This is a genomic window from Dinoroseobacter sp. PD6 (assembly GCF_028807315.1).
In the GTDB taxonomy this organism is placed as follows: Bacteria; Pseudomonadota; Alphaproteobacteria; order Rhodobacterales; family Rhodobacteraceae; genus Dinoroseobacter; species Dinoroseobacter shibae.
In genome coordinates this window covers 168,887-189,327 of sequence record NZ_JARAMN010000006.1, presented here as the reverse complement: position 1 = coordinate 189,327, position 20,441 = coordinate 168,887, and the positions used below count along the sequence as shown (strand labels likewise).

The window sequence follows — 20,441 nt, the reverse complement described above, 5'->3', positions numbered from 1 at the left end:
TGACCTATGACCAGACTGCTATTGGCCGCGCTTTTGACCGCGCTGCTCGGGGGCCCGGCCTCCGCGATTGAACTGCACCTGCTGCGGAGCTTTCCCGCAGATGGCCCCTCCGGTCTCGCCTATGACCGGGATGCCTGCGCCCTCTGGGTTGCGAATGAAACCGGCACCGTCCGCATGATCGATCTGTGGGGCAACGAGGTGCGCAGTTTCCAGGCCCCCCTGCACCGTGTGGATGCGGTTGCCGTCGAAGGGGATCACCTGCTGATTTCGGACGGATCGGGCATGTACCAACGGGTCTCGCGGGACGGCGAGGCGCTTGGGGAGGCGTTCCGCCTCTCGGTCAACCTGCGCGATACGGACGGGCTTTACGTGGACAACGCGACCTCCGATTTCTGGGTGGCCGATGACACTGCGGCCGAGGTCGTGCAGATCCGCCAGGATGGCACGACCGTGCGTCGCCTGATCGGGTACATGCAGACACCGCAACTGATGGAGCCGCAGGGCATCACCCAGGATCCCGTCCATGGCACGATCCTCGTGGTCGATGACGCCGACGCCTCCGACAGCCTGTTCGAGTTTTCCGCCGATGGCGTGTTGCGCTCGGTCACCTCGCTGGCCTTTGCGGGGATGGATGCCGAGGGCATCACCGTGAACGCCGAAGGCAGCCAGATCTTCGTCGCCTTCGACGAAGGCGGCATGATCGCCGTGTTCGACTACATCCCCACCCAGCTGGACGTCGCCGGAGAGCCCCTGCCCTCCGCCTGCCTGATTTCGAGCTTGGAATTCGGCGCGCCGCCCGTATAAAGGGGCTATGACGCCATACGTGTTCTCATCCACGACTCCGCCGCGCGCTGGCCACAGCGCGCGCGGTGCTGCGCGTCTCCTGCTTCTTAGCCGCCTCTGAGCGTGCCGTCCGGCGCGACCGCTCAGAGGTAATCCTGCGCCATTTCGCGACAGACAGCTGAGAGCTTACCAGAGAGACATCCCATGACAGACAAAACCGATCAGGACCGCGTGTTGATCTTCGACACGACCTTGCGCGACGGCGAGCAGAGCCCGGGCGCAACCATGACCCATGACGAGAAGCTGGAGATTGCCGCGCTGCTCGACGAGATGGGCGTCGACATCATCGAGGCCGGGTTCCCCATCGCGTCGGACGGGGATTTCGCCGCCGTCAGCGAGATCGCCAAGAATTCCGTGAATTCGGTGATCTGCGGGCTTGCGCGGGCCAACTTCAAGGATATCGACCGCTGCTGGGAGGCGGTGCGCCATGCCCTGCAACCGCGCATTCACACCTTCATCGGCACTTCGCCCCTGCACCGCGCGATTCCGAACCTGACCATGGACGAGATGGCGGACCGCATCCATGACACGGTGACCCATGCGCGCAATCTGTGCGACAACGTGCAGTGGTCGCCGATGGATGCGACACGCACGGAATACGATTATCTCTGCCGGGTCATCGAGATCGCGATCAAGGCAGGCGCCACCACGATCAACATTCCCGACACGGTCGGCTATACCGCCCCGCGCGAGAGCGCCGATCTGATCGCGCACCTGATCGCCGATGTGCCGGGTGCCGAAGACGTCACTTTCGCCACCCACTGCCACAACGACCTCGGGATGGCGACGGCCAATGCGCTGGCGGCCGTCGATGCCGGGGCGCGCCAGGTCGAATGCACGATCAACGGGTTGGGGGAGCGCGCGGGCAACACGGCGCTGGAAGAGGTTGTCATGGCCCTGCGCGTCCGGAACGACATCATGCCGTACCAGACCCGCATCGACACCCGCAAGATCATGAACATCTCGCGCCGGGTCGCGGCGGTCTCGGGCTTCGCCGTGCAGTTCAACAAGGCCATCGTCGGCAAGAATGCCTTTGCGCACGAGTCGGGCATCCACCAGGACGGGATGTTGAAGAACGCCGAGACCTTCGAGATCATGCGCCCGGAGGATATCGGTCTGAGCGAGACCAACCTGGTGATGGGCAAGCATTCGGGCCGCGCGGCATTGCGCGCCAAGCTCAAGGACCTCGGCTACGAGTTGGCCGACAATCAGCTCAAGGACGTGTTCGTCCGGTTCAAGGCCCTCGCCGACCGCAAAAAGGAGATCTACGACGAGGATCTCGTTGCGCTGATGTCCGAATCCAGCACCGATCCGGCGCGGGAGCGGCTGTCGGTGAAGTTTCTGCGCGTGATCTGCGGCACCGAAGCGCCGCAATCGGCGGACCTGACCCTGTCCATCGACGGGGTGGACAAGCAGGTGACCGCCCAGGGCGATGGCCCCGTGGATGCCACGTTCAACGCGGTCAAGGCGCTGTTTCCCCATACGGCGCGGCTGCAACTCTACCAGGTGCATGCGGTGACCGAGGGGACCGACGCCCAGGCCACCGTGACCGTTCGCATGGAAGAAGACGGGCGCATTGTGTCCGGCCAGGCGGCCGACACGGACACGGTCGTCGCCTCGGCCAAGGCCTATGTCGCCGCGCTCAACCGGTTGATCCTGCGACGCGAGAAGTCGCCCTTGGGCAGTGATCGCAAGGAAGTGTCCTACAAGGACGTGAGCTGAAAACCGACCTCGGCAGAGGGGTGCGAGGCGTCCTTTCCCGGGCGCCTCGGTCCCGCGCAAGCCCAATCGGGCTTTCTTGTGCCCCGGTCGAGAGAGCCTCGGGACCGGCAACGCCACGGAGCCAGCGGAAAGCTGCCCGTGCCATCCGGAAATGGGTCTTTACCCTGTGGGGTGCAGGGTTCATTAAGACTTGCACCTCGGCGCGGTCGAGTCTGTGCCAACGATTCTACTCATGAGGACTGCGAGCAATGGCAGGTGGCTTTTCGCTCTTCTCCACGGACATGGCGATCGACCTCGGGACGGCGAACACCCTTGTCTACGTCAAGGGGCGCGGCATCATCCTGAACGAGCCCTCCGTGGTCGCGTACCATGTCAAGGACGGCAAGAAGCAGGTTCTGGCCGTGGGCGAGGACGCCAAGCTGATGCTCGGGCGCACGCCGGGTTCCATCGAGGCGATCCGCCCGATGCGCGAAGGCGTCATCGCGGATTTCGATGTCGCCGAGGAGATGATCAAGCATTTCATTCGCAAGGTCCATCGGCGGACGCTGTTTTCGAAACCGAAGATCATCGTCTGCGTCCCCCATGGGGCAACCCCGGTTGAAAAGCGGGCCATTCGGGACTCCGTGCTCAAAGCCGGGGCGCGGCGTGCCGGTCTGATTGCCGAGCCCATTGCCGCGGCAATCGGGGCGGGGATGCCAATCACGGATCCCACGGGGTCCATGGTCGTCGATATCGGCGGCGGCACCACCGAGGTTGCCGTGCTGTCGCTGGGCGATATCGTCTATGCGCGCTCCGTGCGCGTAGGAGGCGACCGGATGGACGAGGCGATCATCTCGTATTTGCGGCGGCAGCAGAACCTTCTGATCGGCGAGGCGACGGCGGAGCGGATCAAAACCTCGATCGGGACGTCACGGATGCCCGATGACGGGCGCGGCGCGACGATCCATATCCGGGGGCGCGACCTGCTCAACGGTGTGCCGAAGGAGGCCGAATTGAACCAGGCGCAGGTGGCCGAGGCACTCGCGGAGCCAGTGCAGCAGATCTGCGAGGCGGTGATGACCGCGCTGGAGGCGACACCGCCGGATCTGGCGGCGGACATCGTGGATCGCGGCGTGATGCTGACGGGGGGCGGCGCGCTGCTGGGTGAGTTGGACCTCGCCTTGCGCGAACAGACGGGCTTGCCCATTTCTATTGCCGACGAGTCGCTCAATTGTGTAGCCTTGGGCACGGGTAAGGCGCTGGAATACGAAAAGCAACTGCGCCACGCGATCGACTACGAAAGCTGAACTGTCCCCTCTCACGGGCGCGCTGAGGAGAGACCTTGGCAAGGCATCGCAACGAAGACGACATCTATTTCAGGCCGATCCGCCGGGTGCTGATCGGGTGTCTCGTCATGGTATTGCTCGGCCTGTTCGCATTCTGGCGGATCGACAGCCCACGCGTCGAGCAGATGCGGATGAGCGTGATAGAGCGCGTGGTGCCCAACCTCGACTGGGTGATGGCGCCGATCACCGCAGTGTCGCGCATGGCAGAAGACTTCCAGTCCTACGCGCGTCTGTTCGAGCAGAACGAAGAGTTGCGCCGCGAATTGCAGCAGATGAAGGCGTGGCGCGAAGCCGCCCTGCAACTGGAGCAGGAGAACGCGCAGCTTCTCGGGCTGAACAATGTCCGGATCGAGCCGGAGCTGACCTTCATCACCGGCGTTGTGACGGCCGATAGCGGCTCGCCGTTCCGGCGTTCCGTGCTGCTTAACGTCGGCTCCGAAGACGGGGTGCAAGATGGATGGGCCACGATGGACGGTCTCGGCCTCGTCGGCCGCATCGCGGGAACGGCGCCGTCGGTGGCAAGGGTGCTGTTGCTGACAGACCCGTCGAGCCGGGTGCCCGTGATCCTGCAGCCCTCGGGGCAGCGCGCGATGCTGGTGGGCGACAACTCCGCAGCCCCTTTGATCGACTTCATCGAAGCGCCCGAGCAGGTGCGCGCCGGCGACCGGGTCGTGACATCCGGGGATGGCGGGGTCTTTCCCGCCGAGTTGCTGGCGGGCCAGGTCGCCATCGGTCCGGATCGCCGGTTCCGCCTGCGCCTCGCGGCGGATTACGAGCGGCTGAAGTTTCTGCGCGTCCTGCGCGGCCAGCCGACCCCGGCCCTGCCCGAGGCCGCCCCGATCGACGGGATCGACACGCCACCCATCGCTGCCCTGGAGGAACGCGCCGATGGGTAGCGCGTTCGAGCCGAAGCTGTGGGTGCTGCGCGTGGTCTTCCTGGCCCTTGTGGCGGCCGTCCTGATCGTTGCGCTGTTACCGCTGAGCGTGGCGGCGCCGCGGATCCCTGGGCCGGACGTGGTGCTTTGCGTCATCCTGGCCTGGGTCCTGCGGCGCCCCGATGTCCTTCCGGTCACGCTGATCGTGGTGGTGGTGCTGGTGGAGGATTTCTTGTTCCAACGCCCTCCCGGCCTTTGGACGCTTCTTGTGCTGGTCGGCTCCGAGGTGATGCGCCGCCAAGCCTACCGGGAGGGCGAGACCCCGATCGCCGTCGAGTTCGGCCTGGTCGCAGCCACACTCACGGCGATGACCGTGGCCGAGCGCGTCCTGCTGGCGATTGCGCTTGTGCCGCAACCGGCGTTCAGCGCGCAGATGCTCCACCTTCTGTCGACGCTCGCGATCTATCCGGTGGTGGTTCTGGCGAGTGTCTATCTGTGCGGCGTGCGCCCCCGCCCGACCGATGGTCCGCGCATTCTCGGGATGCGGGTATGAAACGGGCCGACAAGGACATGAAGCTCAGCGCGCGCACGATCACCCGCCGGGGGCTGATTGTCGGCGGGCTGCAACTGGGCGTTCTGGGTGCCCTCGCGGTTCGCATGCGCGAGTTGCAGGTGAAGGAAGCCGAACAGTACAAATTCCTGGCCGAAGAGAACCGGATCAATATCCGCCTTCTGCCCCCGGCGCGTGGGCTTATCTATGACCGTGACGGGGTTCTGCTGGCGGGCAATGCGCCGAATTACCGGGTCGTGATCGTGCGAGAGGACGCCGGCGACGTGGATGCGGTCCTGAGAACACTGACGGATATCGTCCCGCTTCCCGAAGAGGACCTGGCGCGCGCGCGGCGGGAAATGGGCCGTCGGTCGCCCTTTGTGCCGGTGACGATTTCCGACCGGCTGACATGGGAGCAATTTTCCGAGATCAGCATCAACGCCCCGGCCCTGCCCGGCATCGTGACCGAGGTGGGGCTGTCGCGCTACTATCCGCTGGACCAGGATTTCGCCCATTCCATCGGCTACGTCGGCCCGGTCAGCGATTTCGATCTCGAACGGCTCAACGATGACGATCCGCTGTTGCAGATCCCCCGCTTCCAGATCGGCAAGACCGGGGTGGAGGCCAAGTTCGAACAGGCGCTACGCGGCTCGGCCGGCAGCAGCCAGATCGAGGTGAACGCCGCGGGCCGGGTGATGCGAGAATTGCGCCGGGACGAGGGTCAACCGGGCGCCAATCTGCAACTCACACTCGACCACGCGCTGCAGAACTACACCGAAGCCCGACTGGCCGGGGAAAGCGCGGCCGTGGTGGTGATGGATATCGAGGATGGCGATATCCGCGCCATCGCCTCGGCACCCAGTTTCGATCCGAACAAGTTCGTGCGGGGGATATCCAGCGCCGATTACAGAGCCCTGCTGGAGGATGAATACCGTCCCCTGGCCGACAAGACGGTGCAGGGCACCTATCCACCCGGTTCGACTTTCAAGATGTTGACGGCGCTGGCCGCGCTGGAAGCAGGGGTGATCGACCCGGGCGAGCGGGTCTGGTGCCCCGGGCATTACAAGCTGGGCACGCGCCGATTCCATTGCTGGAAACGCGGCGGCCATGGCTGGATGAACCTGGTCGACAGCCTGCGGGAGAGCTGCGACGTCTATTACTATGACATCAGCCAGAAGGTCGGCGTCGACAAGATCGCCGAGATGGCGCGCCGCTTTGGCCTCGGCACCCGGTTCGATGTGCCCATGTCGGCGGTGGCCGAGGGCCTGATGCCCAACCGCGCCTGGAAGGCCGCGAACCGGGGCGAGGCGTGGCAGGTGGGCGATACGCTGAATGCGTCCATCGGGCAGGGTTTCGTTCTTGCCTCGCCGCTGCAACTGGCCGTGATGACAGCGCGGCTCGCAACCGGGCGCGAGATCATGCCGCGCCTGATCCGGGCTGTGAACGACCGGCCCGTGGCACGGCCCGACCCCGCGCCACTCGGCATTCGCCGCGCGCATCTGGAGGTGATCCAGCGCGCGCTCTACGAGGTGACGAACCTGCGCAGCGGTACGGCCTATGGCTCCCGCATCGCGGAGAGCACCTATCGGCTCGCCGGAAAGACTGGCACCAGCCAGGTCCGCAACATCACCGTTGAAGAACGCGCCCGCGGCGTGTTTCGCAACGAAGACCTGCCGTGGAACCGGCGCGATCATGCCTTGTTCGTGGGCTATGCCCCCTTCGATGCCCCGCGCTATGCCGTCTCGGTCGTTGTCGAGCATGGCGGCGGTGGCTCCAAGGCCGCGGCCCCGATCGCGCGGGATGTCCTGCTACAGGCGCTTTATGGCGGCCTGCCCCCGCTCAGCGCCTATCCCGCCCATCAGCGCAACATGATCGACGAGCGGCAACGCGCACTGGAGTTGCGCCCGCGCCAGGAGCCCGAGCAGGGCCGCAGCCGCGCATGAGCTATCTCGAGTCACAGATTCAGCGGGTCCCCACCGGACTCGCCAAGGTGCTGCACCTCAACTGGGGGCTGATCCTGCTGATCGTCGCGGTGGCCAGCTTCGGGTTCCTGATGCTCTATTCCGTGGCGGGCGGATCCATGACCCCGTGGGTCGAGCCGCAGATGAAGCGGTTTGCCCTCGGGTTGGCGATCATGTTCGTGGTCGCCTTCACCCCGATCTATGTCTGGCGCAACCTTTCGGTGCTGGCCTATATCGTGTCGCTCGTCCTGCTGCTGGCGGTGGAATTCTTTGGCGTGGTCGGCATGGGCGCCCAGCGCTGGATCGATCTCGGCTTCATGCGCCTGCAGCCTTCGGAACTGATGAAGATCACTCTGATCATGCTGCTGGCTGCCTATTACGACGTGCTGGATCTGAAGAAGACCTCCCACCCGTTCTGGGTGCTTGTCCCCGTGCTGCTGATCATGATCCCTGTTGCCCTGGTGCTCCGCCAGCCGGATCTCGGCACTTCGATCCTGCTGATGGCCGGGGGCGGGGTTGTGATGTTCGTGGCGGGGGTTCACTGGCTTTACTTCGCGGTGGTGATCCTGGGCGGCATTGCTCTGGTCGCGGCGGTTTTGATGTCGCGCGGAACCGACTGGCAGCTGTTGCAGGACTACCAGTATCGGCGCATCGACACCTTCCTGAACCCCGAAAACGACCCTCTTGGCGCGGGCTATCACATCACGCAATCCAAGATCGCCCTCGGGTCCGGCGGCGTGACGGGCAAGGGGTTCATGGAAGGCACTCAGAGCCGTCTGAACTTCCTGCCCGAGAAGCACACCGATTTCATCTTCACGACACTGGCCGAGGAGTTCGGCTTCATCGGCGGCATCTCCCTGCTGGCACTTTACGGTCTGATCGTACTCTTTTGTCTTGTGTCCGCGATGCGGACCAAGGACCGGTTCTCCAGCCTGTTGATCATCGGTGTGGCCGCGACCTTCTTCTTCTTTTTCTCCGTGAACATGGCGATGGTGATGGGGTTGGCCCCGGTGGTCGGCGTGCCCCTGCCGCTGGTCAGCTTCGGTGGCTCTGCGATGCTGGTGCTGCTGGTCGGTTTTGGCCTGGTCCAGAGCGCTCATGTCCACCGCCCCAGGTAAGGATATCGAATGCCCCGCATCCTCTTCGCCGCGCAGGACGCACGGTGGGACCAATACCAAGCCCCGCTGACAGCTGCCCTGGAAGAGGTCGGTCTGACGGCACGGCTCGACTGCGATACCAGTGATCCGGCGACGGTGGATTACATGATCTATGCCCCGGGCGGACCGGTGCAGGATTTCACGCCTTTCACGGGCCTGAAACTGGTTCAGAACCTCTGGGCCGGGGTGGAAGGGATCGTGGGCAACGACACCCTGCGCGTGCCTCTGACCCGCATGGTGGATACCGGGCTGACCGAGGGGATGGTGGAATGGTGCGTCGGCCATGTGCTGCGCCATCACCTCGGCATCGACCGGATGCTGGCCACCCAGAACGGGGATTGGCGGCATTTCGACTTCATCCCGCCGCTTGCACGGGACCGCAAGGTGACGGTTGTTGGCCTCGGCGCGTTGGGGGCCGCGGTCAGCGAGGCGCTCGTGGCCCTGAATTTCCAGGTGCGCGGCTATGCGCGGCGCCCCAAGGACATCCTGGGCGTCGAGAGCTTCTCAGGCGACGCGTTGCATGCAGCCCTCGTTGGGGCAGAAGTCGTCATCCTGCTGGTGCCTCATACGCCCGCGACCGAGGGCATCCTCGATGCGGGGGCGCTGGCTTGCCTCGCGGAGGGTGCGGTGGTGCTCAACCCCGGACGCGGCGGTTTGGTGGACGACAAGGCGCTGCTGGCCGCGCTCGACAGCGGGCAGGTCGGTCATGCGACCCTGGACACCTTCCGCACCGAACCGTTGCCCCCGAGTGACCCGTACTGGTCCCATCCGAAGGTCACCGTCACGCCCCATATCGCGTCCGAGACGCGTCCGGAAACCGCAGCCCGGGTGGTGGTCGAGAACATCAGGCGGGGCGAAGCCGGCGAGCCGTTCCTGCATCTGGTGGACCGGCAGGCGGGCTACTGATCTGGCTGCGCGCCAAACGCGTCAGCGCGGCGGCTATTTCAGTTTCGGCGGGCGGTCGGGGTCCATGCCCGGCGCAGAGGGGCCGCTGAACGCCTCGGGCTCGGGCAGGTCGAACCGCAGCCCGTGGCGTGCCAACGCCCCTGCCAGCGGGTCGCTGTCCCGCAGAAAGCCGACATCGAGCGCCCCGGCTTCGATCCCGGAAAAGACCAGCGCCTCGCGCACGGCCGCCGCCAGGGCGGGCTCTGCCCCGGGCACCGTGCCCAGAAAGCCCAGAAGATGCCCGCGGCGTCCTTCCTCATAGGCGACACCGGCGAGGTAAGCCCGACGCGCCAGTCCCGATGCCGTGGCCAGCTTGGCATCGAGGGCGGTCAGCACCGCTTCGGGCAGCCCGCGCGGGGGCGTGATTTCCGCCGGTTTCGCGGCCAGCTCTTCGGGGGAGACCCCGAGCGTTTCGGCCAGCCAGGTTACACCTTCCGGCGGCAGCAGCATTGCCGATGGCGCGACCTCCAGGTTCAGACCCAGCCCGAGGCCCTGCGCGGCCAGGAGTTGCACCACACTCCGACCGGACAGCCCCGCATAGGCCGCGGGCCCTTCGGCAAATCGGGTCAAACGCTCTTCGCGGTCGAAGGCCAGCACATAGCGGTGCTCTTCCACCGGAAAGACCCGGGGGGTGATGCGGTCGCCCTCGGCCTCGCCCTCCAGCAACAAGAACAGCTCCGCATCCGCGAGACGGTCATAGAAACGCAGCCGCGCGGCATCATCCTGCGGATCGGCTTCCATTGCCGCATGCGCGGTATCGAGTGGGCTTGTTTCCGTCATGTCTCCACCTGCTTCAACACCTCGCCGAGGCGCGCCCGCAGGGCAGGCAGACATTCCGCTTCGAACCAAGGGTTACGGTTGAGCCATGCGGTATTGCGCCACGACGGGTGCGGCAAGGGGAAAACATCGGGCGCGTAGTCGCGCCAGCGGCGCACGGTCTCGGTCACCCCCGCCCTTGCCTCTGGCCCGAGATGCCATTTCTGCGCATATCCCCCGATGAGCAGGGTCAGCGCGATCTTCGACAAGCCCGCCAGAATGGGCGCGCGCCAGGTCTGCGCGCAGATCCGGGGCGGCGGCAGGTCGCTGCCCTTGGCATCGTAACCGGGAAAGCAGAAGCCCATGGGCACGATCGCGAACAGGTTCTTGTCATAAAAGGTGTCCTCGTTCACCCCCAGCCACGCGCGCAGGCGGACACCAGACGGGTCGGTAAACGGACGCGCGGCCTTGTGCGCGCGCATCCCCGGCGCCTGGCTCGCGATCAGCACCCGTGCGGTCGGGCGGAACCACACCACCGGCCGGGGCCGATGCGCCGAGGCCGTGGTCGCAAAACGGCTCGCGCAGAGCGTGCAGGCCGCCAGGTCTTTGGCAAGAGCGTGATCGGACATGACCGCACCCTGCGACAGGTCGCCGAAAGACCCAAGAGGGAGCTTGCAAAAAACTATATTTCTATAATCATAGAAATATGGAAACGAAAACCGACTCACGCGCCCAAGCGGCGGCTGCCTTTGCCGCCCTTGGTGCCCCCCAGCGCCTCGGCGTGCTCGAAGTGCTGGTGCGCGCAGGTCCCGAAGGGCTGCCCATCGGTGTTCTCGGGGCACGGGCCGGTGTCACCGGCTCGACTTTGACACATCATGTCAAAACCCTCGTGCAGGCTGGCCTGGTCCAGCAGACCCGCGAGGGTCGGATCATCCGCTGCACCGTCGTCTATGACCGGGTGACGGGCCTTTCCGACTACCTTCTGGCGCAATGCTGCGCCGATACGCCCACAGGACACGACCATGGCCGAGACCTCCACACAGCCTCCTGACCTCGGCCACGCCAAACGGCGCCGCCTGCCCCGCCCCGATGCGGCCCTCACCGCCATCGCCGTTATCCTGGTCGCGATTGCGGTCCTCGACACGGCCGCCCTGCGCCCGGTGATCGAGAACACGCTCGGGTCCTTTGGGCATACGCTGATCTTCATCCTGTTCGCGATCGGGAGCGTCGCCTATCTGCGCGCAGCAGGGGCCACGACCCTGCTGGCCAAGGTTTTTCAAGGCAACGAGACCCGCATGATCGTGCTGGCCGCCGCCTTCGGCGGGCTCTCGCCCTTTTGTTCCTGCGAAGTGATCCCGTTCATCGCCGCCCTGCTCGCCGTCGGCGCGCCGCTGAGCGCGGTGATGGCGTTCTGGCTGGCGTCGCCGCTCATGGACCCGGCCATGTTCTTCATCACCTCCGGTGCTCTGGGCCTCGATTTCGCTTTGGGCAAAACGGTCGCGGCCATCGGCCTGGGGATGATGGGCGGCTTTTCCGTGCGCGCCCTTGCCGGGACAGCCCTCTACACCGACCCTTTGAAATCCGCGCCGAAGTCCGGGTGTTGCGGGTGTGGCCCGACGCCTTTCGATGGGCGGCCGGTCTGGGCGTTCTGGCGCGAAGCCCCGAGGCGTCGCGAGTTTCGCGACGTCGCGGTCCACAACCTTCTGTTTCTCGGAAAATGGCTGTTGCTGGCCTATGTGCTGGAATCGCTCATGCTGCGCTACGTGCCCGCAGACCTGATTGCGAGCGCCATGGGCGGGGACGGCATAGGTCCGATCCTGATCGCCAGCATCGTAGGCGCGCCGCTTTACCTGACCGGATACGCGGCTGTCCCCCTGATTGCGGGGCTTCTGGAACAGGGCATGTCCCCGGGTGCGGCCATGTCCTTCGTGATCGCGGGCGGCGTCAGTTGCATTCCGGCCGCCGTTGCGGTCTGGGCATTGGTGAAACCGAGGGTTTTCGCGTCGTATCTCGGGTTTTCCCTGACAGGCGCGATCCTCGCCGGGCTTGCCTGGAACATGATTGCGTAACCAGTACCGTGAGAGCGCTTGCCACACTCCGGATCTGCTCTCATCAGCGGCCAAGCCGTATACCGGCCTGGATCAATCCACTTTATCAATACGATTGATCAAGATCGTCATGGGTGTTGTGTATGTCGTTAACTTGTCGAAGTTATCCGTTAGGCATTCACGGCGTTCGGGAGCAGTCGATTGATCGAGTTCGATCAGGTCAGCAAGTCCTTTTGGACCGGTAAATCGCGCAAGGTCATCCTCGACCGGGCATCCTTCCGCGTGGAGGAAGGGCGCTCCATGGGCATTCTGGCCAAGAACGGCACCGGCAAGACCACGCTGATCAACATGATGGCCGGGCTGGAGCAACCGGACGAAGGCCAGATCACCCGCAAGGGGCGAATCTCTTTTCCCCTGGGGTTCATGGGGGGTGTTTCCGGCAAGCATACCGGGCGCGAGAACGCCCGTTACATTGCCAAACTCTACCACCTGGATGCCGATTTCGTGGAAGCCTTCTGCCGCTACGTTGCGGGTATAGAAGAGTATTTCGACATGCCCGTTGGAACCTACAGCGCCGGGATGCGTCAACGGTTCTGCTTTTCGCTCATGCTGGCTCTGGACTTCGACTTCTACCTGATCGACGAAGGCATGCCCGCGGCCACGGATGTCGGGTTCAACAAACGCGCAGGAATGATCATGAAGCAGCGCCTGGAACGGGCCACGGTGGTGATCGTCTCCCACGATGCGAAGACTATCGAGAAGTTCTGTCGGTCCGCGGCGGTGCTGCAGAATGGGCAACTCCACATGTTTGACACGCTAGAAGAAGCAAAGAGGCTCTATGACTACCAAGGCGAGAGCTAAGAAGTACCGGATCCGGCGCCGCGATGTCGCAGACAGCCTCGCCCTTCCGGCGGGGGATCTGATGCTGCCGGACCCGGATGCCGAATTACAGGCAGACAACGCGATGGAACAGGCGATGCGGGCCGCGGCTTCTCCTGAAAAGCCCCCTGCCCCTGCCAAGACCGAGAAAGCCCCTGCGCCCGAAAAGCCAACGATGCAAGCGGCGGCCAATGCCGCTGCGCAAAGGGCTGCTAAACCGCGCATGGCCAAAGCGCGGCACATGCGCAAAGGCTCCAAACCCGATCCCGACAGTGATGCCGCGATACTCTCCGAAGGTCTGACGGGCCGGCAATTGCGTATTGCCCGTCGGGTCGCAAATCGGCACGGGCTCGATCCGGCGTCGGACATCGAAGCGGTCCGAATGCTGCGCAAGAAGGGCATTGACCCTTTCACCCGGGAGACGATCCTCGATCTGGTATCGGACAAATCGCGCAAGAACCTGCCGCAAACGGTCCCACAACCCCAAGTCGCCTCTCCGGAGGTCACGACCGAAGCGGACATCGCGCGGGAAGTGCGCAAGATCCAACAGGATATCGCACGGCGGCGGCGGTTGAAGATGACGCTTCTGGTGGCGCGGTTGGCCTTCTTTGTGCTGCTGCCCACTGCGCTTGCGGGTTACTATTTCTTCCGCATGGCCACGCCCATGTTTGCCACCCATTCGGAATTCGTGATCCAGCAGGCGGAGTCCCAAGCCGGGCCTGGTGGCCTGGGGGGCATGTTCTCTGGCACGATGCTGGCGACGACCCAGGACGCTGTGGCGGTCCAGTCCTACCTCACGTCCCGCGAGGCGATGCGACGCCTCGATGCGGATCTCGGTTTTCGCGATCACTTCTCGGCACCGGAGATCGACGCGCTACAGCGGCTGGATGCGGACGCCACTTACGAAGATGCCTACGACATCTACAAAAAACGGGTCAAAATCAGCTTCGATCCAACCGAGGGGATCGTGCGGATGGAAGTGGCTGCCGCCGACCCGCAGACGAGCCAGGCCTTTTCCGAGGCGTTGCTCTCTTATGCGGAACAGCAGGTTGATGACCTGACCCAACGCCTGCGCGCAGACCAGATGCGCGGCGCACGGGAGAGTTTCGACGACGCCGAAACGATGGTACAGGCCGCCCAGACCCGGGTCCTCGACCTCCAGCAGGCGCGTGGTGTCTTGAGCGCGGACCTCGAAGTGTCGAGCCTCATGTCCCAGATTTCGACACTTGAGGTGGAGCTCAACACCGAAAAACTGCGCTTGCAGGAGCTTCTTGTGAACGCGCAGCCCAATCAAAGCCGCGTCGCGATCCTGGAGGGCAATATCGCAAGGCTGACCCGCCTGATCGAGGATCTGCGTGGCCAGATGACCGAAGGCGGCAGTTCCGGGGCGTCCCTGGCGCGGATCTCCGGAGAGCTTGTGATTGCCCAGGCAGATCTCGAAACGCGGCAGCTTATGCTCAGCCAGGCTTTGCAGCAGCTCGAGACAGCCCGTATTGAGGCCAACAGGCAAGTGAGGTATCTGTCCACGAGTGTCAGTCCGATCGCGCCGGATGAAGCCAGCTATCCGCGAGCATTCGAGAACACCTTTCTCGCATTTCTCGTATTTGCGGGCATCTACCTGATGATCTCTCTGACGGCGTCGATCCTTCGGGAACAGGTATCCAGCTAGGCCAGAGAACTCCGACATGAAAACACTCCAGATCGGCGAACTGCGCGTCGGCAACGATCAACCGCTGACGCTGATCGCGGGTCCGTGCCAACTCGAGAGTTTCGAACAGGGGCTTGAGATTGGCGCTGCGCTGAAGGAGGCGTGCGATCGCTCCGGCGCGCAGTTCATTTTCAAGGCCTCTTACGACAAGGCGAACCGGACATCCGCCGGGGGCGTGCGGGGCATGGGCATGGCCGCGGGGCTCGATGCCCTCGGGCGGCTGCGGGAAACGCTCGGGGTGCCCGTGCTGACCGATGTCCATGCCGCCGAGCATTGCGCGCCCGCGGCGGAGGCTGTCGATATCCTCCAGATCCCGGCCTTTCTGTGCCGCCAGACTGACCTTTTGATCGCAGCCGGCGAAACCGGGGCCGTGGTAAACGTCAAGAAGGGGCAATTCCTCGCACCCTGGGACATGCCCCATGTGATCGGAAAAATCGAAAGCACCGGGAACACCCGTATCATGCTGACGGAACGCGGGGCCTCTTTCGGCTACAATACCCTCGTCGCCGACATGCGCAGCCTGCCCACCATGATGAAGACAGGATACCCGGTCGTCATGGACGCCACCCACTCGGTCCAGCAGCCCGGCGGCCTCGGTGGCGCCTCGGGCGGACAACGGGAGTTCGCACCGGTCATGGCCCGGGCTGCGGTCTCGCTTGGTATCGCCGCGGTGTTTATCGAAACCCACCCCGCGCCGGACACAGCCCCGTCCGATGGACCGAACATGATCCCCCTCGCCCAGATGCAGGACCTCATCGGCGACCTGATGGCGTTCGATGCCTTGGCGAAGACCAACCCGATCCGGTTGTAGCCCTGCCCGGCCCGTGTTGGACCAGACGGAACAGCGCCCGACACTCTGCCAAGGCACCCCCGGCAAACTGCAGAAAAACCTGCAAACAGGCCTTGCGCAAAACCTGAAGGAGTCGTATTCCGACGCGCACTGTTGGGGTGTAGCCAAGCGGTAAGGCAGCGGTTTTTGGTACCGTGTACCGTAGGTTCGAATCCTACCACCCCAGCCACTTCTTTCCTGATATTGCGACGGTGTTTTCCGGAGCGGGTTTTGTGGCGTGTCATCTTGGGGTTCATCGCCATGGCAAAAGCTGTTGGGCTTGCGATCTTGTCCCAGATCTGCAGCACGACAGAGCTCTGCATCTCGGCACACAGCACCCACCCCGAGGGTTGGTCCTGCTCGATCATGAGCGGGCCTCCGGGGGCGCGGGACTGGTGTCTCGCGCCCCATATTGACCAGCCGTCAGGCCGAAACAGCGTCCGGCACAGCTACAATCGCGATCATCTCCACGCGCATGCCGGGGCGGGCCAGACCGGTGCCGCCGGTCGCGCGCGCGGGCGGAACATCGGCCTGCAGCCAATCGTCCCAGACGGCATTCATGCCCTGGAAGTCCGCCATATCGGCCAACCACACCTGCACCGAGGCAATGTCGGATTTGGTCGCGCCAAGCTCGGCGACAACAGCATCCAGTTTCGCCAGCACCTGACGGGTCTGCGTTTCGATGTCGGCGCTCAGGTCGTCGGGCACCTGACCTGCGAGAAAGGCGATATTGCCGATGGTCACGGCCTGGCTCATGCGGGCGCCGGGTTTGAGGCGGGAAAGGGTCATGACGTGTCCTTCGTTAGTCGTTGTCACTGAGGGTTGATCCTGCGCCTGCTCGCGACGCTTCGGTTGCGGGCACGGTGGTCCGCATGGCGAGCGTATTCAGCGCCGCGACAGTGTCGGCAGTGGTGTGCGCCTTGGGCTTCGTGGTGGCGCAAGGATGATGGTATCGCGCCGCGCGTGCGGTCAGGGCGAGGTCCAGTTCCAAGACACTGAGCGCTCGGGCAGCGCGCTGCAACCACACATCCTGGTCGTCTATGCACACCCTCCCCGTCTCCCATGTCAGGGTGAGGGCAAGGTGGTTGTCATGCGCGAGAACTGCCAGGAACGGGACCAGCAGAAGGGGTGCGCTGACCGGACCAAGGGTGAGTGTTCGCCCGGAAGAGGGACCTTCGGGGAGGGTTGCGTAATCGCACAAGGTCGCGCCTAGAATGATCGGGCAGTTGGGCTGCCTGGCCGCGTTGCGCCACAGACCGGGTGTCACGGACGGGCACAGTTCGGACCACGCCCGGCCATCGGAACGCTCCAGATGCGCGCGCAGATGGGACGGACCATCGATGCCGTGGGACACCAGCCACGCGACGGCAAACCCGGCCTCTTCAGCCATGCCCCAACTCATGCCGGCGCCGCGCGCAGCCTTGGTGCACAGGGATGCCGCCTCATTGCATGACAAAGGAGCTGCCTGCGCGTCCCTGAAGACCGGTGTAGTCTCGCCACGTGTCTGATCGTGCGGCTCCGTGTCCATGCTCATACCGAGGCCTCCATCTTGATCTCGTCAGGGAAGGGCGCCCCGGCAAACAGGTTGATGCGCACCCAGCGATCCGACCGGGGGTCGAACTGGCTAGCCCCGAAGAAGGCCAGCTTGCAGCGCAGAAGGTCAATTGGCAGCATGTCAGCCGCGATCAGATTGTCCTGAACCTCGGCATAGGGGTGGTGCTGGGCCACCTGCGCGCGGCGCACCGCATATCGATGTTCAGGGTGGGCCAGCATCAGCGCGGCAACGGGTTGCGCGGCGTCAAAACCCAGAACGGTCGCGTGAAGCTCGGACATCAGGCGAGCGATGCACAAGGGCTGTTCCAACGTCGCGCCATCCTCGGTCGCGCGCTCGCCGAGACGGGGTTCCAGCTTTTCCTCGGAGACATACCAGAACCGCGCGATGTTCTCGGGCGTGGTGAAGTCGATCTTCAATGCCCAGGCGTAGTCGGTCTCAAGGACATGCCTCAGCTCGGCCACCGGCATGGCGCCATTGATGCGGAAACTGGCCGCTTCATCAGCGCCCATCGTCTCCGCCAGATCATCGATCAGCGCACCATGGGGCTCCAGCATAAGCGACACCAGTGCCTCCTGCCCTTCATGGGTCAGGGTGTTCTCGCCCCAGGTCCACAAGGCATCCCACGGGGCGGCCCCCGTCCAGTCCCACGTTGCGAGCGCCTCGGCCAGCACGGTCAAGTCGCGGCGCAGATCGTGGAGCTTACGCACCTGAACGGGGTGCTCGGAATGCCAGACCTCGGCGTTGGTGACCGCCGCCTCCAAGGCTGTGCCCAGATCGGAAACGGCTTGCGGCGTCGCGCTTGGTTGCGCGCGGACGCGGGCCAAAGCCTCCTCGCGGGCCACCATCCAGTTGTTGAGCAGGACCGGGTGCCGCACTATAAACGGCGCCATCCCAAGCCCGGTGGAGTTGCCCACCCCAAGGCTGCGCCGTGTGGCTCGGTCAAGTTTCACAGCGGTGTCGCCACCTTTGGCAGCAGCGATATGCTCGACGATATCGATGGTGAAGGCCCGGATCAGCCACACTGTCAGCATTTCAACCTGAAACGGAGCGGCAAGCTCGGGGCGAGTCGCGATGTCTTCACGGTCCGAGGCCCCGAATTTGCCCGAGCCATAGACGGCCGTCGTGCGCATCAGGTACCCCACAGCCTGAATTTCGGCCGGGTCAGGCTGGCGGCCTTGCGACAGGGTAGTGACGACATGCTCGAACAGCCGGACGGAGCGGTTTGCGCGAGCCAGCGTCAGCTCCTTGGGGCTGATCCGGCCAGCTTCCTGATAGGGCACGTTCGCGGACAGGCGCGCGATATCTTCGGGCGTGGGATCGCCGTCGAACAGGGTAAAGGTCGCGTCCCAAGCTGTCGCGATCACCCGGTCCGACCGCAGCTCCGGTGGCAGGTCATGGGCAAAGGCCACAAGGCTGTAGGTCCGCTCAGCGTTTCGGACACGGTAGACACCGATCCCAACGCCTTTGGCATCCACGTCCCAGACCGGGCGGTCGATCTGCCAGTCCTGCTGCGCCATCCTGCGCAACAGGACCCTTAGAAACGACAGCCGCGTGGGATGGGAACTGCCCATCCGGGCAAGGCGCATGACCTCGGACGCGGGGCGCAAGAAACGTCTTGTTTCCGCCGCCGTGTTCGGTGTGTTCGCAGACATCGCAAATCCCCCCAGGAGCGCAGTTTCACAAGCGGTGGCGCGCAAGCTCTGCGCACCACCATCTGTATCAGGCGTGCTTCGCCTCGGGCGTGCGCCCCAGCATCCACGTAATACGCAGCGCGTCCCACAGGGAAGGTAGCAGGATCAGCGATACCGGCACCGCCGTCACCACGATGAAGCTCTGGAGCTTGCCAATGCCTCCTTCTCCGGTGGAAATCAGGATCAGCGCCATCACCCCCATGGCCAGACCCCAAAAGGCGCGCATGGCAGTCGAGGGCTCTCCGTCGGTCATGGTCGACGAGATCACGTAGCTCATCGAGTCGCTCGTCGTGGCGACAAAGCACATGGTCAGGACAAGAAACAGTACAGACAGGATCAGTCCCATGGGCATGGCCTGGGTGATCGCAAGCAGGCCTGCGGGCAGGTTGAACCCTTCGAACGGGCCAGAGACGACGCCCGGCTCGGCGATCTCGAAGAAGATGCCGGACCCGCCGATAATCGTGAACCAGAAGTTCGTGATCAGGGGCGCTGCAATAGACAGGGTGATGATGATTTGCCGGATCGAACGGCCGCGGCTGATACGTGCGATGAACACGGCCATCAAGGGACCGTAGCCCATGAACCAGCCCCAGAAGAACACGGTCCACCATCCCAGCCATCCGGCATCGCCAAACAGGCCCGCATCGCCGCGATACATCGCCATGTCAAAGAAATGCGTGGCATAGACCTGCATTCCACCGAAGAAGCCCGCAAAGATGTTCATCGTGGGACCGGCGACCAGCATGAAGATCAGCAGTACCACCGCGAGAAGCACGTTGATCTGCGACAGGATCTTGATGCCTTTCGCCAGCCCCGTGATCGCGGACACGGTGTAAAGTCCCACAAGCGCCAGGATCGCGATGGCTTGGGTGGCGAAGGTGTCCGGGATGCCCGTCAAATCGTTGAGCCCGTAAGACATCTGCAACCCGAGAAACCCGATCGGGCCAACGGTGCCTGCGACCACGGCAATGACGCAGGATGCGTCAGCGATCAGGCCGACAGGTCCGCTCAGTGCGCGGTCACCAAACAGCGGATAGAGCAGAGTCCGCGGTGCCAGCGGCAACCCTTTGTCGTAGTGGTAGTGCATCAACATGACCGTGGTCAGCGAGCCCAGGATCGCCCAGGCCAGAAACCCCCAATGCAGGAAGCTTTGTGCGAGGGCGGCATGGGCTTGCGCCTGCACGTCACCACTCAGGTCGCCAAAGACCGGCGGTGTGGACAGAAAATGCGCAATCGGCTCGCCTGCAGCCCAAAACACCCCACCGCCCGCAAGCAGGGTGCACATGATCATCGCGGCCCAGCTGAAAGTGCCGAATTCCGGCGTGCTCAGCCCGCCCATCAGGGTTCTTGATCCGGGCAGAAGGCACAGGACCAGCCCGATCAGGAAGGTGGCGAGCAGCAAAACCTGCCAATACAAGCCGAAATACTTGGCCGAGAAGGCAAAGCTTGTGTCCACCAGCGCCGACAGCCCTTCGATGTCGAAGAGTGCATAGGCGCAAAACAGGGCGATGAACCCGCCCGTGACGGTAAACAGCGCCTTGTCTGCGCCCTTGGGCGCAAGGCCCGGTGTCCGTGTCGTATCGCTCATCTCTCAAGT

19 protein-coding genes and 1 tRNA gene are annotated in these 20,441 nt (G+C 64.2%); 14 read left to right on the top strand and 6 right to left on the bottom strand.

Annotated elements, in window-relative coordinates:
- Positions 1-6 precede the first annotated feature (6 nt).
- The 8 genes from PVW48_RS12385 to PVW48_RS12350 all read left to right on the top strand — a co-directional run bounded on the left by PVW48_RS12385 (position 7) and on the right by PVW48_RS12350 (position 9,339).
- Positions 7-804 (top strand): hypothetical protein, encoded by a 798-nt coding sequence (locus PVW48_RS12385; protein WP_012177275.1) that lies wholly within the window; start codon positions 7-9, stop codon positions 802-804.
- A 183-nt stretch (positions 805-987) separates the two neighbouring features.
- The gene (locus PVW48_RS12380; protein WP_274581562.1) at positions 988-2,565 is read left to right on the top strand and encodes a 2-isopropylmalate synthase; all 1,578 of its coding nucleotides are present in this window, start codon (positions 988-990) and stop codon (positions 2,563-2,565) included.
- A gap of 248 nt (positions 2,566-2,813) precedes the next feature.
- Positions 2,814-3,851, top strand: a complete 1,038-nt coding sequence (locus PVW48_RS12375) for a rod shape-determining protein (protein ID WP_012177273.1) — start codon at positions 2,814-2,816, stop codon at positions 3,849-3,851.
- 35 nt (positions 3,852-3,886) lie between these two features.
- Positions 3,887-4,786, top strand: coding sequence for a rod shape-determining protein MreC (mreC, locus tag PVW48_RS12370; RefSeq protein ID WP_274581561.1), 900 nt, complete (start codon positions 3,887-3,889; stop codon positions 4,784-4,786).
- On the top strand, positions 4,779-5,318 hold the full coding sequence (locus tag PVW48_RS12365; RefSeq protein WP_274581560.1) for a rod shape-determining protein MreD: 540 nt from the start codon (positions 4,779-4,781) through the stop codon (positions 5,316-5,318). Before mreC ends, PVW48_RS12365 begins: the two co-directional genes overlap by 8 nt.
- A complete protein-coding gene (gene mrdA, locus PVW48_RS12360; RefSeq protein WP_012177270.1) occupies positions 5,315-7,258 on the top strand; it encodes a penicillin-binding protein 2 in 1,944 nt (647 codons plus the stop codon). Before PVW48_RS12365 ends, mrdA begins: the two co-directional genes overlap by 4 nt.
- On the top strand, positions 7,255-8,394 hold the full coding sequence (gene rodA, locus PVW48_RS12355; protein WP_012177269.1) for a rod shape-determining protein RodA: 1,140 nt from the start codon (positions 7,255-7,257) through the stop codon (positions 8,392-8,394). Before mrdA ends, rodA begins: the two co-directional genes overlap by 4 nt.
- Before the next feature lie 9 nt (positions 8,395-8,403).
- Positions 8,404-9,339 (top strand): 2-hydroxyacid dehydrogenase, encoded by a 936-nt coding sequence (locus PVW48_RS12350; protein WP_274581559.1) that lies wholly within the window; start codon positions 8,404-8,406, stop codon positions 9,337-9,339.
- Between the two features lie 33 nt (positions 9,340-9,372).
- On the opposite strand, the gene PVW48_RS12345 is transcribed toward PVW48_RS12350, so the two are convergent.
- Positions 9,373-10,158 carry an SseB family protein gene (locus PVW48_RS12345; protein WP_274581558.1) on the bottom strand — a complete coding sequence of 262 codons (786 nt, stop codon included), beginning with the start codon at positions 10,156-10,158 and terminating at the stop codon, positions 9,373-9,375.
- Positions 10,155-10,763 carry a uracil-DNA glycosylase family protein gene (locus PVW48_RS12340; RefSeq protein WP_274581557.1) on the bottom strand — a complete coding sequence of 203 codons (609 nt, stop codon included), beginning with the start codon at positions 10,761-10,763 and terminating at the stop codon, positions 10,155-10,157. Before PVW48_RS12340 ends, PVW48_RS12345 begins: the two co-directional genes overlap by 4 nt.
- A gap of 77 nt (positions 10,764-10,840) precedes the next feature.
- Here PVW48_RS12340 and PVW48_RS12335 point away from each other — a divergent pair, with 77 nt between their 5' ends.
- The 6 genes from PVW48_RS12335 (at position 10,841) to PVW48_RS12310 (ending at position 15,788) form a co-directional block, all read left to right on the top strand.
- Entirely contained in the window at positions 10,841-11,185 is a 345-nt protein-coding gene (locus PVW48_RS12335) for an ArsR/SmtB family transcription factor (RefSeq protein ID WP_274581556.1), read from the top strand.
- Positions 11,157-12,203: a permease gene (locus PVW48_RS12330; protein ID WP_274581555.1), complete on the top strand. Its 1,047-nt coding sequence runs from the start codon at positions 11,157-11,159 to the stop codon at positions 12,201-12,203. The genes PVW48_RS12335 and PVW48_RS12330 overlap by 29 nt, the downstream gene beginning before the upstream one ends.
- Before the next feature lie 180 nt (positions 12,204-12,383).
- Entirely contained in the window at positions 12,384-13,043 is a 660-nt protein-coding gene (locus tag PVW48_RS12325; protein WP_012177263.1) for an ABC transporter ATP-binding protein, read from the top strand.
- Positions 13,021-14,730, top strand: coding sequence for a capsule biosynthesis protein (locus PVW48_RS12320; RefSeq protein ID WP_274581554.1), 1,710 nt, complete (start codon positions 13,021-13,023; stop codon positions 14,728-14,730). Before PVW48_RS12325 ends, PVW48_RS12320 begins: the two co-directional genes overlap by 23 nt.
- 16 nt (positions 14,731-14,746) lie before the next feature.
- Positions 14,747-15,580: a 3-deoxy-8-phosphooctulonate synthase gene (kdsA, locus tag PVW48_RS12315; RefSeq protein WP_012177261.1), complete on the top strand. Its 834-nt coding sequence runs from the start codon at positions 14,747-14,749 to the stop codon at positions 15,578-15,580.
- Between the two features lie 133 nt (positions 15,581-15,713).
- Positions 15,714-15,788 (top strand) — tRNA-Gln (locus PVW48_RS12310).
- Positions 15,789-16,021: 233 nt separating this feature from the next.
- On the opposite strand, the gene PVW48_RS12305 is transcribed toward PVW48_RS12310, so the two are convergent.
- The 4 genes from PVW48_RS12305 to PVW48_RS12290 all read right to left on the bottom strand — a co-directional run bounded on the left by PVW48_RS12305 (position 16,022) and on the right by PVW48_RS12290 (position 20,432).
- On the bottom strand, positions 16,022-16,387 hold the full coding sequence (locus PVW48_RS12305; protein ID WP_012177260.1) for a RidA family protein: 366 nt from the start codon (positions 16,385-16,387) through the stop codon (positions 16,022-16,024).
- A 13-nt stretch (positions 16,388-16,400) separates the two neighbouring features.
- Positions 16,401-17,132: a DUF3726 domain-containing protein gene (locus PVW48_RS12300; protein ID WP_274581553.1), complete on the bottom strand. Its 732-nt coding sequence runs from the start codon at positions 17,130-17,132 to the stop codon at positions 16,401-16,403.
- The gene (locus PVW48_RS12295) at positions 17,129-18,805 is read right to left on the bottom strand and encodes a hypothetical protein (protein ID WP_274581552.1); all 1,677 of its coding nucleotides are present in this window, start codon (positions 18,803-18,805) and stop codon (positions 17,129-17,131) included. Before PVW48_RS12295 ends, PVW48_RS12300 begins: the two co-directional genes overlap by 4 nt.
- Before the next feature lie 67 nt (positions 18,806-18,872).
- Entirely contained in the window at positions 18,873-20,432 is a 1,560-nt protein-coding gene (locus tag PVW48_RS12290) for a BCCT family transporter (protein WP_274581551.1), read from the bottom strand.
- Positions 20,433-20,441: the final 9 nt, after the last annotated feature.